At 67.5% G+C, this 16421-nt stretch carries 15 protein-coding genes; 4 read left to right on the top strand and 11 right to left on the bottom strand.

The window, feature by feature from the left end:
* Positions 1-40 precede the first annotated feature (40 nt).
* From ccmA to V5734_RS08460, 6 genes are all read right to left on the bottom strand, one after another.
* Positions 41-679: a heme ABC exporter ATP-binding protein CcmA gene (gene ccmA, locus V5734_RS08485; RefSeq protein ID WP_347313598.1), complete on the bottom strand. Its 639-nt coding sequence runs from the start codon at positions 677-679 to the stop codon at positions 41-43.
* Positions 680-719: 40 nt separating this feature from the next.
* Positions 720-1076 (bottom strand): Mth938-like domain-containing protein, encoded by a 357-nt coding sequence (locus V5734_RS08480; RefSeq protein WP_347313597.1) that lies wholly within the window; start codon positions 1074-1076, stop codon positions 720-722.
* Between the two features lie 15 nt (positions 1077-1091).
* Positions 1092-2066 carry a protein translocase subunit SecF gene (gene secF / locus V5734_RS08475; RefSeq protein ID WP_347313068.1) on the bottom strand — a complete coding sequence of 325 codons (975 nt, stop codon included), beginning with the start codon at positions 2064-2066 and terminating at the stop codon, positions 1092-1094.
* Positions 2067-2078: 12 nt separating this feature from the next.
* Positions 2079-3743: a protein translocase subunit SecD gene (secD, locus tag V5734_RS08470; RefSeq protein ID WP_347313067.1), complete on the bottom strand. Its 1665-nt coding sequence runs from the start codon at positions 3741-3743 to the stop codon at positions 2079-2081.
* A 53-nt stretch (positions 3744-3796) separates the two neighbouring features.
* Positions 3797-4129: a preprotein translocase subunit YajC gene (yajC, locus tag V5734_RS08465; RefSeq protein ID WP_347313066.1), complete on the bottom strand. Its 333-nt coding sequence runs from the start codon at positions 4127-4129 to the stop codon at positions 3797-3799.
* 159 nt (positions 4130-4288) lie between these two features.
* The gene (locus V5734_RS08460) at positions 4289-4585 is read right to left on the bottom strand and encodes an antibiotic biosynthesis monooxygenase family protein (protein WP_347313065.1); all 297 of its coding nucleotides are present in this window, start codon (positions 4583-4585) and stop codon (positions 4289-4291) included.
* 161 nt (positions 4586-4746) lie between these two features.
* On the opposite strand from V5734_RS08460, the gene serS reads away from it, so the two are divergent.
* Positions 4747-6036, top strand: a complete 1290-nt coding sequence (gene serS, locus V5734_RS08455) for a serine--tRNA ligase (RefSeq protein ID WP_347313064.1) — start codon at positions 4747-4749, stop codon at positions 6034-6036.
* 57 nt (positions 6037-6093) lie between these two features.
* Here serS and der read toward each other — a convergent pair whose 3' ends face one another.
* The 4 genes from der to V5734_RS08435 all read right to left on the bottom strand — a co-directional run bounded on the left by der (position 6094) and on the right by V5734_RS08435 (position 11639).
* The gene (gene der / locus V5734_RS08450) at positions 6094-7548 is read right to left on the bottom strand and encodes a ribosome biogenesis GTPase Der (RefSeq protein WP_347313063.1); all 1455 of its coding nucleotides are present in this window, start codon (positions 7546-7548) and stop codon (positions 6094-6096) included.
* Positions 7549-7596: 48 nt separating this feature from the next.
* Entirely contained in the window at positions 7597-8922 is a 1326-nt protein-coding gene (locus tag V5734_RS08445; protein ID WP_347313062.1) for a PQQ-binding-like beta-propeller repeat protein, read from the bottom strand.
* Between the two features lie 49 nt (positions 8923-8971).
* Entirely contained in the window at positions 8972-9640 is a 669-nt protein-coding gene (locus tag V5734_RS08440) for a tetratricopeptide repeat protein (RefSeq protein ID WP_347313061.1), read from the bottom strand.
* Between the two features lie 91 nt (positions 9641-9731).
* Positions 9732-11639, bottom strand: a complete 1908-nt coding sequence (locus V5734_RS08435; protein ID WP_347313060.1) for an ABCB family ABC transporter ATP-binding protein/permease — start codon at positions 11637-11639, stop codon at positions 9732-9734.
* A gap of 96 nt (positions 11640-11735) precedes the next feature.
* On the opposite strand from V5734_RS08435, the gene V5734_RS08430 reads away from it, so the two are divergent.
* Positions 11736-12077: an ArsR/SmtB family transcription factor gene (locus V5734_RS08430; protein WP_347313059.1), complete on the top strand. Its 342-nt coding sequence runs from the start codon at positions 11736-11738 to the stop codon at positions 12075-12077.
* On the opposite strand, the gene V5734_RS08425 is transcribed toward V5734_RS08430, so the two are convergent.
* Positions 12058-13437, bottom strand: coding sequence for a LysM peptidoglycan-binding domain-containing protein (locus V5734_RS08425; RefSeq protein ID WP_347313058.1), 1380 nt, complete (start codon positions 13435-13437; stop codon positions 12058-12060). The genes V5734_RS08430 and V5734_RS08425 overlap by 20 nt on opposite strands.
* Positions 13438-13535: 98 nt before the next feature.
* On the opposite strand from V5734_RS08425, the gene V5734_RS08420 reads away from it, so the two are divergent.
* Together V5734_RS08420 and V5734_RS08415 are read left to right on the top strand one after the other, a co-directional pair.
* Complete coding sequence (locus V5734_RS08420) at positions 13536-14093, top strand: TIGR00730 family Rossman fold protein (protein ID WP_347313057.1); 558 nt, start codon at positions 13536-13538, stop codon at positions 14091-14093.
* 166 nt (positions 14094-14259) lie between these two features.
* Positions 14260-16407: a hypothetical protein gene (locus V5734_RS08415; RefSeq protein WP_347313056.1), complete on the top strand. Its 2148-nt coding sequence runs from the start codon at positions 14260-14262 to the stop codon at positions 16405-16407.
* Positions 16408-16421 lie beyond the last annotated feature (14 nt).

Genomic DNA, 16421 nt, shown 5'->3' with positions numbered 1-16421 from the left:
GGACCCCGAGGTATTTCCGGCAAGATGAACGAGGGAGCCGTCATCCCAACGCCCCCTCGAAATGATCGTCGAAGGCGCCGCCCTGCCCCGGCGCGGGCGGTTTCGCGCGACAGGGCGCGAGGTCGAGAATCCGCGCCTCGTCGAGACCGAGGTCGATATGGGTTGCCATCAGGGCCGCGCCGCCGGCCGCGAGGTGGCGCCGGACCGCAGCGGCGAAGAGGCCGACGGAGGCGGCATCGAGCGAGACGGTGGGCTCGTCGAGAAGCCAGAGCCGGCGCCCGGTGACGAGGAGCCGGGCGAGGCCGAGCCGGCGCTTTTGTCCGGCCGAGAGGTTCTGCGCCGGACGGTCCGCGAGCGCCTCGAGTTCCATCGCGGCGAGGGCGGGGGCAATGTCGGCCTGCCCGTAGATGCGGGCCCAGAAATGGAGGTTCTCGGTCACGCTCAGTGTCGCTTTCAGCCCGTCGGCATGGCCGGCATAGGCCACGCCCTCTTGCGGCAGGTCGATGCGTCCGGCAAGGGCGGGCTGGAGCCCGGCGATGGCGCGCAGGAGCGTGGTCTTGCCGATGCCGTTCGGACCGCGCAGGATCAGCGCCTCGCCCGCGTCGAGGACGAAGCTCACGCGGTCGAGTATCGCGATGCCGCCACGGCTGACGGCAAGGTCGTGGACGCCGAGTATCATGGCCACGGGGTTAGCCGATCAGGGACGCGAGGCAAAGCGGCTATTCCACCGGCAGAAGCGCCGCGGCGATCCGCCGCCCCTCGGACAGAAGCACGTTGTAGGTGCGCGCCGCCGCGTCGCTCGCCATCGGCTCGACCCCGATCCCGGCCGCCTCGAGCGCCTCGCGGAGCGCCGCCGGGGGATGGGCGATGGTCTTGCCGGTGCCGAGGAGAAGCACGTCGATCTCGCCCGCGAGGGCGAGAAGCGGCGCGGCATCCCCGTAGCCGGCCCAACCTTTCGCGGACGATGCCGTCACGAGGACCGCCCCGTGGATCACCTCGCCGCCGATGCGGAAGAAACCGGGCCCGTAGCCGTCGATGGGCCGGGCGCTGTCGAAGGTGACTTCGGTCAGCCGGATCATCGGCGCCCCGGCCTATTTGCCGGTGGCGAACTGGGTGCCCGCCGCGCTGTCGTCCTTCTTGCCCCAGTCGCGCTTGACGCCGAGGAAGAGGACGACGTTCTTGGCGACATAGACCGAGGAATAGGTGCCGACGATCACCCCCCAGGTCATCGCGAAGACGAAGCCCCGGATCACGTCGCCGCCGAAGATCAGAAGGGCGATGAGCGCGACCAGCGTGGTGCCCGAGGTCATCACCGTCCGGCTCAGCGTTTCGTTGACCGAGAGGTTGCAGAGATCCCGCAAGGGCGTCGTCTTGTACTTGATCAGGTTCTCCCTGAGCCGGTCGAAGACCACGACGGTGTCGTTGATCGAGTAACCGAGGATCGTCAGCAGTGCCGCGATGATCGTCAGGTCGAACTTGATCTGGAAGAGCGAGAAGATCCCGATCGTCAAGGCAATGTCATGGACAAGCGCCACGACCGCGCCGACCGAGAACTGCCATTCGAAGCGCAGCCAGATATAGACGCAGATCGCCGCCACGCCGGCGAGGACCGACAGAACCGCCGTCTTGATCAACTCGCCCGACACCTTCGGCCCGACCGATTCCACGGACGGGAAGGTGATCGAGGGATCGACGCCCTTCAGCGCCGCCTCGACGCTGGCGATGATCTCGGGCGTGATCGCCTCCGCGCCCTCCTGCGCCTGGATCCGCAGCATCGCGACATGCTGGTCCTCGCGGAAGGTGGGATCGTAGACCTCGGTGATCGACACGTCGCCGAGGTTGAGCGGCTGGACCGCCTGCCGGTAGCTGCCGACATCGACGGCTTGCGTCGATTCGGTGCGGATCGTCGTGCCGCCCTTGAAGTCGATGCCGAAGTTGAGGCCCATCACCAGGGTCAGGACGATGGCCGCGACGACGAGCGCCACCGAACCGCCGAAAGTGACCGGGGCCCAGCGGAAGAAATCGATGTTCGTCTTTTCCGGGACGAGCTTGAGACGGTATGCCATGAACCTCTCCCCTTAAACCGTGATCGACTTCGGCCGTTTCCGGTCGAACCAGGCGACGACGAAGATACGCGTCACCCAGATCGCGGTGAAGACCGAGGTGACGAGGCCGACGACGAGCGTGACCGCGAAGCCCTTCACCGGGCCGGAGCCGAGGAAGAAGAGGATGGCGGCAGTGATGAAGGTGGTGATGTTGGCGTCGACAATCGCCGACATGGCCTTTTCGTAGCCAAGCTCGATGGCGCGCGCGGGGCCTTTCGCGGTCCGCATCTCCTCGCGGATCCGTTCGAAGACCAGCACGTTCGCATCGACCGCCATGCCGATCGTCAGGACGATCCCGGCGATGCCGGGCAGCGTCAGCGTCGCGCCGATGGTCGAGAGGATGCCGAAGATCATCGCGATGTTGATGCCGAGTGCCGCGCTCGCGAAGACGCCGAAGAGCCCGTAGCTCGCGATCATGAAGGCGACCACGGCGACAAGGCCGACGACAGCGGCGATGCGCCCGGCGTCGATGCTGTCCTGGCCAAGCTCCGGCCCGATAGTGCGTTCCTCGAGGAAGTCCATCTTCGCCGGCAGCGCCCCGGCCCTGAGGAGCACCGCGAGGTTGGTCGACGACTCGACCGTGAAATTGCCGGTGATGATGCCCGAACCGCCGGGGATATGCTGGTTGATGCGCGGCGCCGAGATCACCTCGTTATCAAGGACGATGGCGAAGAGCTGGCCGACATTGGCGCCGGTATAGTCGCCGAACTTGCGCGCGCCGGACGGGTTGAAGCGGAAATGCACCGCCGGGCGGCCGTTCTGGTCGAAATCGGGCCGCGCATCGACGAGATCCTCGCCGGTCACGACCGGCACGTCCTCAAGCTCGTAATAGACGTCCTTCTCGTCGATCGACGGCAGGATGATCGTTCCAGGCTTGGCGATGGCGTTGCCGTCGGTGGTGCGCCCGACGACCGGGTGGAAGGTGAGCTGCGCGGTGGTGCCGATCAGTTCCTTCAGCTCCGTCGCCGAGCCGATGCCCGGCACCTGGATCAGGATGCGGTTCGTGCCCTGGCGCTGGATCGTCGGTTCGCGGGTGCCGACCTCGTCGACGCGGCGGCGGATGATCTCCAGCGATTGCTGCATCGTCCGGTCGTCGGTCGCGGCACGCTCGGCCTCGCTCAGGCGGACGATCAGCTGGTTGCCCTCCGCCGTCACCTCAAGATCGCTCTGCCCCACGCCGGTCAGCGTCACGACCGGGCTGGCGAGCCCGCGCGCGATCTCTACCGCCTTGGCCATCGCCTCCGGCTTCTCGATCTGGATGCGCAGTTCCGACGGGTCGGACGGTGCCCGGCGGATCCCGCCAAGCTCGCCCCGCGCGTCCGCGAGGGCGCGGCGCATCTCGGGCCAGAGCCCGTCCATCCGCGCCTTGTAGACGTCCGCCACCCGCACCTCCGCCAGAAGATGCGCGCCGCCGCGAAGGTCGAGACCGAGGTTGACCACGTTCGACGGCAGGAAGGACGGCCAGAGCGCCCGGGCCGCCGCCTGGTCCGGCGTCTCGAACCCGGCCTTCTCGGCGGCGACGACGGCGTCGTTATGCCGTTCGGCGCGGGAGTAGAAGACGTTCGGAAGCGCCGTCAGCAGGCCGAGGGCACAAAGCCCCCAGATGATGATCCGTTTCCAGAGGGGGATGTTCAGCATGTCTCAGCGCTCGGGGTTCGGCCGGACCGGCCAGGATGACGGGGCGGTCGGGATTACTTGGAAGCGGCCGCCGGCTCGGTCTTCGACAGGACCGTCGAGATGGTGGAGCGCACGACGCGCACCTTCACGCCCTCGGCGATCTCGACCTCGAGCTCGCCGTCTTCCTTGACCTTGGAAACCTTGCCGATGATGCCGCCTTGCGTGATCACCTGATCGCCCCGGCGCAGCGCCTCGACCATCGACTTGTGTTCCTTCAGCTTCTTCTGCTGCGGGCGGATCAGGAGGAAATACATGATCGCGAAGATCAGGATCAGCGGCAGGAACTGTCCAAGGGCACCGATTCCGCCGGCGCCCGCGGCCTGTGCATAGGCGGGAGTGATGAACATGGTTTGCGTCCTTCTGGGTCCGAGGGGCGCTCGCCGCCCGTTGTCGCGGGGAACCTATAGTCGGCGCCGGGGCTTTGCAAGGCGAGGCGCGACTGTCACCTGTGCGCACCACCGGTGCCCGACCAGGCGGTATCGGGTTCACCACCGGGCGCGCGTTGCTCAGAAGCTCAGGACGACTTCACCCGAACGCGGATCGGTCACGCCGAGGTCGCCCCCCATGTCTTCGAGCATGCCGCGTATCCGATCGAGCGTCGCGATCATCGCCGGTCGGGCGGCGACAAGCGCGTCCATGCTGTCCCATTCGCCGACGATGATGTATTCGCGCTCGCCGGTCTTCACCACGCGCACGCTTCGCATGCCCTGGTACTGGGACCGGTCGCTGTCGTTCTGGGCATCGAGATACGCCTTCTCCTGACCCGGTTTCACCTTCATCCTCACGACGTTCATCGCGGTCATGGCTCTCCCTCCTTGTCATGGCCCGCAGGCGAATCCAAGGCACCCGGTCGGGCCGATCCCCGATCCTAGCACAGGTGACGCCAGCCGACGCGCGTTTTCGTGGTTCACCTTGCCGATACGATCGGGCATATCTCCCCCATCCGAAGGCCCGAGGAATTACCATGCACGATATCCGCGCGATCCGAGACAACCCCGCCCAGTTCGACGCAGCGCTGCTGCGCCGCGGATTGTCGGGAATGTCGTCCGAGATCCTCGCCATCGACGAAGCCCGCCGCGCAAGGATCCTCGCCGCCGAGACCGCGCAGGCCGCCCAGAACGCCGCCTCGAAAGAGGTGGGCGCGGCGAAGGCCAGGGGCGACGAGGCGGAATTCGAACGCCTCCGCGCCCTCGTGGCCGAGAAGAAGGCCGAGGTCGCGAAGCTGAACGAGGAAGCCGCGGAAGAGGATGCGCGCCTGCGCGACATCCTCATGGGAATCCCGAACCTGCCCCTCGCCGACGTGCCGGACGGCGCGGACGAGACGGACAACGTCGAGATCCGCCGCTGGGGCACGCCCCGCAGCTTCGACTTCAAGCCGGTCGAGCATTACGAGATCGCCGGGGTGAAGCCGGGGATGGATTTCGAGACCGCCGCGAAGCTCTCCGGCGCCCGCTTCGTCCTTTTGCGCGGTGCCATCGCCCGCATCCACCGGGCGCTGGCGCAGTTCATGCTGGATCTGCACACGACCGAACACGGGCTGACCGAGACGATGACCCCGGTCCTCGTGAAGGATGAGGCGATGTACGGCACCAACCAGCTGCCGAAATTCGCCGAGGACAGCTATCGCACCACGAACGGCTGGTGGCTGATCCCGACCTCGGAGGTGACGCTGACCAACACCGTCGCGGGCGACATCCTCGACGCGGCGCAGCTCCCGATCCGCATGACCGCCCATACCCAGTGCTTCCGCTCCGAGGCCGGAAGTGCCGGCAAGGACACTGCCGGCATGCTCCGCCAGCACCAGTTCGAGAAGGTCGAGATGGTGTCGGTCACCACGCCCGAAACCTCGCTCGCCGAGCACGAACGCATGACCCGCTGCGCGGAGGCCGTCCTCGAACGTCTGGGCCTGCCCTACCGCACCGTCGTCCTTTGCACCGGCGACATGGGCTTCGGGGCGCGGAAGACCCATGATCTCGAGGTCTGGCTGCCCGGCCAGAACACCTACCGGGAGATCAGCTCGGTCTCGGTCTGCGGCGACTTCCAGGCGCGGCGGATGAACGCCCGCTACCGCGCCGCCGGGGGAAAGCCCGATTTCGTACACACGCTGAACGGCTCCGGCCTCGCCGTCGGGCGCTGCCTGATCGCGGTCCTCGAGAACGGTCAGCAGGCGGACGGATCGGTCGATCTGCCGCAGGCGCTCCACCCCTGGCTCGGCGGCAAGACGCGGCTGACCGCCGAGGGCCAGCTCGTCTGACTTCATCTTGCCGGAAATATCCCCGCCGGAGGCAGCCCGCCTCGGGCGGGCTTCCGCCTATTTCTTCACCGGATTGCCGACATGCTTTCGCAGCCGGGACGGCGTGTGGAACTTCCGGTCCTTGTAGGGATTCTTGTCGCCCTGATCGCGGAAGGTCAGCCGGACCGGGGTGCCGGGCATGTCAAAGTCGGCGCGCAAGCCATTGACAAGATACCGTGAATAGCTTTCCGGCAACTTGTCGGCATGGTTGCACATCACGACGAAGGCCGGCGGCCGCGTCTTTACCTGGGTCATGTAGCGCAGCTTGATCCGCCGCCCGCCCGGTGCGGGGGGCGGATGCGCCTCGGTCATGGCGGCGAGCCACTGGTTCAGCTTCGCCGTCGACACCCGGCGGTTCCAGACGTCATGCGCCTTCAGGATCGCCGCGTGCAGCCGGTCGAGCCCCTTGCCGGTCCTGGCCGAGACCGTGACCAGCGGCGCGCCCCTGAGCTGGGGCAAGAGCCGTTCGAAGGCTTCGCGGAGTTCCTTCAGCTTTTCGGTCTTGTCCTCTTCGAGGTCCCACTTGTTCGCGGCCAGCACCACCGCGCGGCCTTCGGTCTCGGCGAAGTCGGCGATCCGCAGATCCTGCTGCTCGAACGGGATGGCCACGTCGAGCAGGACCACCACGACCTCGGCGAACCGCACCGCGCGCAGCCCGTCGGAAACCGACAGTTTCTCAATCTTGTCAGAGATTTTGGCCTTTTTCCTCATCCCGGCGGTATCGAAGATCCGCATCGGCGTGCCCATGAAATCGGCACTGACGGAAATGGCGTCGCGGGTGATACCAGCCTCGGGGCCGGTCAGGAGCCGTTCCTCGCCGATGATCTTGTTGATCAGCGTCGACTTGCCCGCGTTCGGCCTGCCGATCACCGCGATCTGGAGCGGCTTTTCGCGGGTCGGCACCCGCGGCCCCTCGTCCTCGCCCTCGACCACGTCGACATCGACCTCGGGCGCGTCGAGCGCGGCCCTTGCCTCGAACTCGGCGGCGAGCGGGCGGAGCATGTGGTAAAGCTCGTCCATCCCCTCGCCATGCTCGGCCGAGAGGCGCAACGGCTCGCCAAGGCCAAGCTCGTAAGCCTCCAGCACCCCGGCATCGGCCGCGGCGCCCTCCGCCTTGTTGGCGGCGAGGATGACATGGGCGTTCTTCTTCCGCAGGATCTCGGCGAACACCCGGTCCTGCGCGGTGACGCCGGCCCGCGCGTCGATGACGAACAGGCAGATATCGGCCATCTCGACCGCGCGTTCGGTCAGCCGCCGCATCCGCCCCTGAAGGCTGTCGTCGGTGACATCCTCGAGCCCGGCGCTGTCGATGGCGATGAACCTCAGGTCGCCCAGCTTCGCCTCGCCCTCGCGCAGGTCACGGGTGACGCCCGGCTGGTCATCGACGAGCGCGAGCTTCTTGCCGACGAGCCGGTTGAACAGCGTCGATTTGCCGACATTGGGCCGCCCGACTATGGCGAGGGTGAAGCTCATGCGCCTGTTCCTTGAGGGTCGAAGCCGCCCTCTTACACGGGCTTCCCGTCAGCGGAAAGCCCGAAGCTTGCCGTCCTTGCTGACGACATAGAGAACGCCGCCCGCCACGACGGGGGCCGAGGCGGCCCCCTTCGGCAGCTCGACCGAGGAGACGAGCGCGCCCGAGGCCGGATCGAAGCTGCGGATCAGCCCGTCGGAGGAGGCGACGACCAGCCGCCCGCCGGCCAGAACCGGGCCGTAATGCGCGACGATATTGCGCCGGCGCTTGTCCTTGTCCTTGGTGAAATAGGGCATGTCGACGCGCCAGACCTCTTCGCCAGTCGCCGTGTTCAGCCGCAGAAGCTGATCCTCGTCGTTGACGAGGATCAGCGACCCTCCTGCCACCACCACGGGGCCCATCGCGCCATCGCGCGCGGTCCAGACGGCCTGTCCGGTATCGGCGTTGACCGCCGCAAGGCGCCCGGCCGAGGTTCCGGCATAGACCATGCCGTCCGCGATCACGGGATCGCCCGTCAGGTCCGAGACCGAGGCATAGGCGCGGCCGCGCCGCTGACCGGCGACATAAGCGCCCCAGAGGCCGAGGCCGGTATCCTTCGCCACCGCGACCATCTGCCCCGAGGCGAAGGGGAAGATCACCTGTCGGGCGTCGACCGCGGGCGCAGACACGCCCATGACGCCCGAAGTCGAGGGCGTGCCGGGAAGGACCCATTCCACCTTCCCGTCCGAGGCGCGGACCGCCCAGGCCGAGGCGTCGCGCGCCACGACATAGACGCGGCCGTCCGAGACCGCCGGCGCACCGCCCACCGCCGCGTCGAACCGCTGGCGCCAGGCGACCGCGCCGGAGGCGGGATCGAGCGCCACAAGCTCGCCGAAGCCGGTCGTCGCGAAGACGCGGCCCTCGCCGAAGGCCAGCCCGCCGCCCGAGGCATCGCCCTCGCGGTCAGCGGACGGCGTCAGGTTCGCCTGCCAGAGCGTCGCGCCGTTGGTGCCCGTCGCCGTCACCGTCGCATTGGCGTCGAGCGTGTAGATCCGCCCCCCCGCGACCACGGGATCGGCGGTAATCCGGTTCTTGCGGCCGTCGCCCGCGCCGATCGGGGCCGCCCAGACCGGGGAAAGGGCCGCGCCCAGCGCGACATGCCCCGGACTGTGCGCGGCATTGCCGGCGCGGTGGGTCCAGTCGCCGTTCACCGTCGCGGCGCCAAGCGAGATCGGCGCCGAAATGACCGGCGCAGGCGCGAGCGAGGCGACCTCTTCGGCACCGATCACCGCGTTGCGAACGTCCTGGCGCGGGCCGTCGAGGATCAGTTCCCCTTCCCCGCAAGACGCCAACAGGGCCAGCGCGGCCAGTGTCCCAATACCGTGCGAGAATCTCACCTTGCCTGCCCCTTCGTTCCTTGCGTCCGTTCCGACGGGTCTGGCCGCTTTACGCGGCTTCCGGATCGCCACCCAGAACCACAATCAACTGTGTCACCCGGCGACGCAAGCCCGCGGTCGCGTCGGGCTCCTCAAGGATCTGCCGCGCGAGCGCCAGCGCCTCGTCGTTCTTGCCGTCCGCCATCAGCGCCAGCGCCTGCTGCTCCATCGCGAGCGCCCGGAACGGCGCGCCGGGCTGGGCGAGGTCGGCAAGGGCCGTATCGCGCGTCGCCGGCTCCATCGACGGGCCGGCGAGGATCACCGCCTTGAGCCGGGCGAGTTGCCGGTACGTGGCCGACAGGGCCGCATCTTCCGCCAGCGCCTCAAGCCGGGTCAGCGCGCCGGCCCGGTCGCCGCCGCGAAGCGCCTCGTCCGCCGCAAGAAAGCCGAGCACGGCTTTCTGCCCCGCGCTGTCGCCCGACGCATTCGATCCCACGGAGTCGAGTGCGGCAACGCGGGCGGCCGGGTCATCGCTTGCCAGGGCGGCGACCACGGCATCGCCGAAAGCCTGCGCGCCGGCCCGTGCCTGCGCCTTTTGCCATTCGTTCCAGGCCGCGCCGCCGACGATGACCAGAACGAGCGCGATGCCGATCCAGCCATATTTGCGGAAAGTCGCGAACAGCCGGTCGCGGCGCACTTCCTCGGTGACTTCATCGATGAAACTGTCGGTCTCGCTCACGCGCCTGCTCCCACCCGCCGGGGCGTTGCGGCAGCCCCGAATTCCCGCCCTGTCTACACGCAAGTCCGCCGGCTTGCCAAGACCGGGGCCGTCAGTGCGGCAGGGTGCGCCGCCAGCGGCCGTCGGCCGGCAGATCGGTGGCCTCGTCGGGCCCGTCCGACGGTATTTTCGGGCGCGGAATGCGTTCGCCGTCGTCCTCCTCCTCGGCCGACTGGCGCGCCCACATCGCGGCGTAGCGGCCGCCATGCGCCAGCAGCGCCTCGTGCCGGCCTTCCTCGACAATCACGCCCTTTTCCAGCACCACGATCCGGTCGGCATCGGCGATCGTCGACAGCCGGTGGGCGATGGTGATCACCGTCCGCCCCTCGCCCATCGCCTTCAGGCTTTCCTGGATGTCGCGCTCTGTCTGGGTGTCGAGGGCGCTTGTCGCCTCGTCCAGAAGCAGGATCGGCGGGTTCTTCAGAAGCGTCCGGGCGATACCCACGCGCTGCTTCTCGCCCCCCGACAGCTTCAGGCCGCGTTCGCCGACCTTGGTCTCGTAGCCTTCGGGCAGCGACATGATGAAATCATGGATCTTCGCCGCCTTTGCCGCCGCGATCAGCTCTTCGCGCGGGGCGTCGGGGCGGCCATAGGCGATGTTGTAAAGGATCGTGTCGTTGAAAAGGACCGTGTCCTGCGGCACGACGCCGATCTGGGCGTGAAGCGAATCCTGCGTGATGTCGCGCACATCCTGCCCGTCGATCCGAAGCGCCCCGCCGGTCACGTCGTAGAAGCGGAACATGAGGCGCCCGATGGTCGACTTGCCGGAGCCGGACGGCCCGACGATCGCCACCGTCTCGCCCGCGCCGATCTTCAGGCTGACGCCCTTCAGGATCGGCCGCGCGGCCTCGTAGCCGAAACTCACGTTGTCGAGTTCGACCTCACCGCCCGCCACTTTCAGATCGGGCGCGCCGGGCTTGTCGGTGATCTCTGCGGGCTGTTCGAGAAGGTCGAACATCTCGCCCATGTCGACGAGGGCCTGACGAATCTCGCGGTAGACCGTGCCGAGGAAGTTCAGCGGCATGGTGATCTGGATCATGTAGGCGTTGACCATGACGAAGTCGCCGACCGTCAGCGCCCCCGATTGCACCCCCATCGCCGCCATGATCATCACCACGATCAGGCCGGTGGAAATCAAGAGCGCCTGACCGAAGTTGAGCGCCGAAAGCGATTGCCCGGTGCGGATCGCCGCCGCCTCGTAGCCGCGCATTGCATCGTCGTAGCGTCCCGCCTCGCGCGCCTCGGCGCCGAAATACTTCACTGTCTCGAAGTTCAGCAGGCTGTCGACCGCCTTCTGGTTCGCGTCCGTATCCTGCGCGTTCATCTCGCGCCGGATCTTCACCCTGAGTTCCGTGACCTTGAACGTATAGGTCACGTAGAGCACGATGGTGACGACGACGGCGACCGCGTAGCGCCAGTCGAAGACCAGCGCGAAGATCACCGTGACCATGCTGAGTTCGAGGATGAGCGGACCGACCGAGAGGAGCATGAAGCGCAAGAGGAACTCGACGCCCTTCACCCCGCGCTCGATGATGCGCGAAAGGCCGCCGGTCTTGCGGGTGATGTGATAGCGCATCGACAGGCGGTGGATGTGGGTGAAGGTTTCGAGCGCGAGCTTGCGAAGCGCCCGCTGGCCGACGCGCACGAAGATCACGTCGCGCAGCTCGTTAAAGCCGATCGTGCCGATCCGCGCCATGCCGTAGGCCACCGTCAGTCCGACCGCGCCGAACGCCAGAAGCCACGCATCGCCCCGCGCCTCGTTCGACAGCGAATCGACCGCGGCCTTGTAGAAGAACGGCGTCAGGACCGAGACGACCTTGGCCAGCACGAGCGCCAGAAGCGCCAGCACGACGCGGCGCTTCACCCAGAACTCGTCCGCCGGCCAGAGATAGGGTGCAACCCGACGCAAGGTGCGCGCGCTGCGCGCCCAGCCGTCTTTCACCTGCGTGTCGCCCGCCATGGCCCGCCGATCCCCGCTTCAATCCTGCGCGCTTGATCGCAGAGACGGGCTTGGGTATCAAGAGGCATAATTCAACATTTCATGAGTAGTTGAATAATGGACAGAAGCAAGGCGCTCGCCGCTCTCTCGGCGCTGGCGAACGAAACCCGGCTGGAACTCGTGCGCGCGCTGATCGTGGGCGGCAGGGACGGTATGGCCGCGGGCGAGATCGCGCGGCATCTCGACGTGTCGGCCTCGCGGCTCTCGTTCCACCTTGCGGCGCTGGAGCAGGCCGGGCTCATCACCTCGCGCCGCGCGTCGCGGCACGTCTACTATGCCGCCGACTTCGGCGGGATCGGAGGGGTGATCTCCTATCTCCTCAACGATTGCTGCAAGGGGCATCCGGCCATTTCGGCCTGCTGCCAGCAGAAGGGCGAGGTCATTCGCTCGGAACCGTGAAGATCTGGCCGGGATAGATCAGGTCCGGGTTGCGGATCTGGTCCTTGTTGGCTTCGTAGACCTTCACGTAGAGGATGCCCTCGCCGTAATTCTCCCGCGCGATCCTCCAGAGCGAAAAGCCTGGCTGGACCGTGACGATCACCGCCTTCGTCGAGGGCGACGCCGGCGCCTCGGGAACGGCGGCGAGCGTGGAGGGCGCGGGCGCCTCTGCGGTCGCAACCTCGGTCACGGCCGCGCCGGCGGCCACCTCGGGCGCCCCGGCCTGCGGCAAGGCTGCCGGCGCCTGCGGTTCCGCCGGTGCCGCTGCCGTCGCCGCCGGTTCCGGCGCGGCGGCCGGTTCGGCGCTCGGCGCCGGCGTCGGGGCGGCCGATTGCAAAGCGGCCGTGACCGTCTCGGGCTCTTCACGCTGGAACGGAGTCTCGAAGCGGGAGGAGACCTTGCCGGCGCCGTCGATCTGATCGACGCGGAGCGTATAGATGCCCGCCGCGACCCCCGACAATGCCGCGCGCCAACTGCCCTCGGCACCGATCGGCAACGTATCGGCCTCGACATTGTCGAGGTAAAGCCGCGCGAACGCTCCGGCCCGGCCACGTCCGGCGATCTCGACCTCGCCCGAGGCGCCGTAGCCGATCGTGTCGATGACGATTTCGGCGACCGGCGCCGGATCGGTCTGCTTGCGCACGCCGCCCGCATCGACGATCAGGATCTCCGGCCCGGCGGCCGGTTCCGCCTTCGTCGCGGCAACCTCCGCCTCCGGCGCCGGCGCGGGTTCCGCCGGGGTTGCGGGCGCGGAACCGTCGCCTGGGGCGGCAGAGGCCACCGCCACCGGGGCGGCGAAGGGGGCGACGATCACGTCGGCTTCCGAGGCGATCTTGACGCCATCGGCGCCCATTGCGACGAGGGTCATCACCCGAGGCGCCTCGCTCGGCATCAGGGTGAAGAGCGCCGCGAACGCCCCGCCCGCATCAGCCACGGTCGAGGCCGCTTCGGCCCCGTCGACGAGGATCGAGATCGCCGCCCCCGTCGCGGCCCGTCCGGCCACGAGCACAGATCCGTCGGCATCGACGCGGACGGTGTCGAAACGCGGCGGGACCGGGGCCATCGCGGTTTGCGGTTCGGCCGTGTCGGCAGATTTGGGCGCAGCGGCGGGTTCGGTGGCGGCGGGCGCCGATTCGGTGGCCGCAGGCTCGGTTGTAGCGACCGGCTCGGCTTCCGGCGCCTCGGCCCGAAAGCCGAAATACCAGACGAGCACCGCGACGCCGAGCCCCGCGAGAGCACCGAATATCCAGCCCAGTCCGGCACCCGGCCCGCCACTCGGGGCTCCGTCGCCGGATGCACCCGCAACCTTCTTGTCCGTCATGAAGTCCCCCAAGGCCGCACCGCTTGCCGGGCGCGCTTGAGCGACCATAGCAACGCCGTTATCACGGGTCAAAGAAACCGTTCAGCCGCGGGGCCGCCATGACCAGATCCAAGACATCCGTGTGCGTCTATTGCGGATCGCGCGCGGGGGCCCGCCCGGCCTATGCCGAAGCCGCCCGCGCCACCGGCCGGATGCTCGCGGCAAACGGCTGGCGGCTCGTCTACGGCGCCGGCGATGTCGGGCTGATGGGCGAGGTGGCGCGCGCCGCGCAAGCCGCCGGGGCAGAGACCTTCGGCGTCATCCCGACGCACCTCCTGTCGCGCGAGGTCGGCAAGCGCGACCTGTCCACTTTCGTCGTCACCGAGACGATGCACGAGCGCAAGAAGGTGATGTTCATGAACGCCGACGCGGTCGTGGTGCTGCCGGGCGGCGGCGGTTCTCTCGACGAGTTCTTCGAGGTCCTGACCTGGCGCCAGCTCGGCCTCCATGAAAAGCCGATCGTGCTGGTGAACACCGAAGGCTACTGGGCTCCCCTGCTCGCGATGATCGACCGGATCGTCGGCGAAGGCTTCGCGGAACCGTCGCTGCGCGATTTCGTGGATGTCGCGGACACCGTGCCGTCCCTGGAAACCCTGCTGCAAAACCGCCTGCGCTAGTTTCAGCCGGCCGGGCTCCCCGACGTCGGCCATTTCCGGCGCATGCGCGCGCGTAAGGAATATCTTACTCAACTTTTGAGCGATTTTCGTGTATGATTTCGCCTCGTCCCGTAGCGAGTGGACGTGTTTTTTATATTCATTTCATATACTTGCATGGAGATTGACCATGACAGCCCCCGAAAAGGACGTGGCTCTCCGCCACGCCGCCAGGTTCCACCTGATCGCCAATCCGAACTATTTCGGCAACCTGACCGATCTCGATCTGCCCGGCCTTCCCAAGGCGGTCCTGAAAAAGGTCGGCGATACCACCTTCGAGGAACTGACCTGCCTCGGCTACAATCCCGACACGGAGATCCTGACCGCCATCGTCCGGATCAAGCAGCAGGCCGGCTATGGCGGCGACGCCTGCACCGACGGCAGCCAGGAATACGTGCGCTTCTACCTCGACTACGGCGACGGAATCTGGGTCGATCACGGCGTGTCGAGCTTCACGATCCACGACCTGCCCTTCAAGGATCCGCTCTGCTACGCGGTCTCGGTCCTGATCAGGCCGAAGCGGCGAAGCTGCTGCGACGACAAGCCGGTCCTGCCCAATGTGCGCGCGATCCTGTCGTGGAACGTGATGCCGCCGCCGAACATGCCGAACTGGCCCCCGGTCTGGGGCAACCGGCTTGAGCGCGACATCCAGATCGAGCCGCGCAACTGGTTCATCTGCAAGCTCATCGGCCATATCGGCGATATCGGCATCCAGAAGATCGACCCCGCGCTCATCGACAAGCTCGCCACGGCGGTCACCAAGCTGCCGCCCCCGAAACCGGACCCGGTGCTGGCCGAGCTGATGAAGGCCGAGAAGGGCGGCGACGAGCTGACGGTGCTTCGCCATGTCTTCCCGGCGGTGGCGAAGCTCGCCGCCGACCAGACCGATATCGCCGCCTGGCAGGCGCTTTCCCCGCTCAAGGCATTCGACATCGACATCGGCAAGTTCGCCGACTTCCTCGCGACGCCGAAATTCAACACGACCTACGAGGAGTTGCATTGCGTCGGCATCGACCGTGACGCGAAGACCCTGCACGGGGTGGTGCAGATCAAGCGCAGGTCGGGCTATTCCGGCAACCTCTGCCAGAAGGGCAGCCGCGAATACATCGCCTTCTACCTCGATTTCGGGGCGGGTTGGGAATACCAGGGCACGACCTTCGTCGAGGTCCATGACGTCGACGTGCCGCGCGGCGGGCTCTGGTATCAGGCGGCGCTGCCGGTCGATCTCGACAAGCAGCGGCAGGAATGGTGCAAGACCGGGCGCGCGCGGATCCGCGGCATTCTCTCCTGGGCGGTGCCGCCCGCGCCGAACCAGCCGAACTTCGTGCCGCACTGGGGCGACCGCGAGGATTGCTGGATCGAGATCCGGCCCTTCCCCAAAGGCGTCATCCCCGGTGTCTTCACGCCGTTCCTCGAATCGATCGGCAACATGTCGGTCGCCAAGATCAACGGCGCCGGCTACGCCAATGGCACGAGCATCGGCAGCACCTTCACCGCCGACGACGCGCCGTTCGGCGGGCGGACGCTCCTAAAGGGCGACGTCTTCAACCTGCCTCCGGGCCCGCTCGAATACCGGATCATGATCCAGGGGCCGTCCGACGTGACGCCGCGCGTCTACAACACGCCGTTCGACGTGGACGTGACGACCTTCCCCTCGGTGACGCCGGTCACGCAGACGCTGAATGCCGTGGGCGACTGGTTCCCATACCTCGCGGCGTCGCCGCTGGTCACGGTCGCCGACAAGCTTCTCGGCGCGCTGAACGGTCTCGAGAACGGATTGACGACGGTCTATCTCGAGTTCCGCCAGCCGCTCGGCCCAGTGCTTGCGACAACGGTCCCGAAGGCCTTCATGGTCGACAATACCGGCCCGCAGGCGGATGTGGAGATCACGAGCGGCGCCGGAAACTGCGGCAAGTTCGGCATCGGAGAGGTGATTTCCGGCACCTATTCGATGATCGGCGACCATTCCGGCAGCCTCCTGCTCCACGTCACCCCGCTGCCCGAAGCGGCCGGCGGCACGATGGTCATCACCTCGGCCGCGCCGGCGGCGTTCTTCACCCCGCCCTTCTCCGGCGGGAATTCCTCCGTGTCGATCAGCTACGCGGCCCTGTCGCTCAACACCAACGGCGCCTCGGGGAACTGGGAGCTTGATACGACCGGGATGGAGCCCTGCGGCTACAATGTCCGCATCTACGTCGAGGACCGGACCATCCTCAACAGCGGTCCGAACCACAGGCCGGCCTCGGATATCGAGGGCTTCTGCCTCGAACAGAGGTGACGGAACCGGGGCGT

Source organism: Defluviimonas sp. SAOS-178_SWC, from assembly GCF_039830135.1.
Lineage (GTDB): Bacteria > Pseudomonadota > Alphaproteobacteria > Rhodobacterales > Rhodobacteraceae > Albidovulum.
Note: the sequence above shows the minus strand (reverse complement) of the source record. Positions and strands in the feature narration are given on the sequence as shown.

Bases quoted from the DNA above. Each gene is read 5' to 3' on its own strand.
- V5734_RS08430 (WP_347313059.1), top strand. From the start codon at position 11,736: ATGGACAGAAGCAAGGCGCTCGCCGCTCTCTCGGCGCTGGCGAACGAA.
- der (WP_347313063.1), bottom strand. From the start codon at position 7,548: ATGAGCTTCACCCTCGCCATAGTCGGGCGGCCCAATGTCGGCAAATCG.
- secD (WP_347313067.1), bottom strand. From the start codon at position 3,743: ATGCTGAACATCCCCCTCTGGAAACGGATCATCATCTGGGGGCTTTGT.
- serS (WP_347313064.1), top strand. From the start codon at position 4,747: ATGCACGATATCCGCGCGATCCGAGACAACCCCGCCCAGTTCGACGCA.
- V5734_RS08460 (WP_347313065.1), bottom strand. From the start codon at position 4,585: ATGACCGCGATGAACGTCGTGAGGATGAAGGTGAAACCGGGTCAGGAG.
- ccmA (WP_347313598.1), bottom strand. From the start codon at position 679: ATGATACTCGGCGTCCACGACCTTGCCGTCAGCCGTGGCGGCATCGCG.
- V5734_RS08435 (WP_347313060.1), bottom strand. From the start codon at position 11,639: ATGGCGGGCGACACGCAGGTGAAAGACGGCTGGGCGCGCAGCGCGCGC.
- secF (WP_347313068.1), bottom strand. From the start codon at position 2,066: ATGGCATACCGTCTCAAGCTCGTCCCGGAAAAGACGAACATCGATTTC.
- V5734_RS08420 (WP_347313057.1), top strand. From the start codon at position 13,536: ATGACCAGATCCAAGACATCCGTGTGCGTCTATTGCGGATCGCGCGCG.
- V5734_RS08425 (WP_347313058.1), bottom strand. From the start codon at position 13,437: ATGACGGACAAGAAGGTTGCGGGTGCATCCGGCGACGGAGCCCCGAGT.
- yajC (WP_347313066.1), bottom strand. From the start codon at position 4,129: ATGTTCATCACTCCCGCCTATGCACAGGCCGCGGGCGCCGGCGGAATC.
- V5734_RS08415 (WP_347313056.1), top strand. From the start codon at position 14,260: ATGACAGCCCCCGAAAAGGACGTGGCTCTCCGCCACGCCGCCAGGTTC.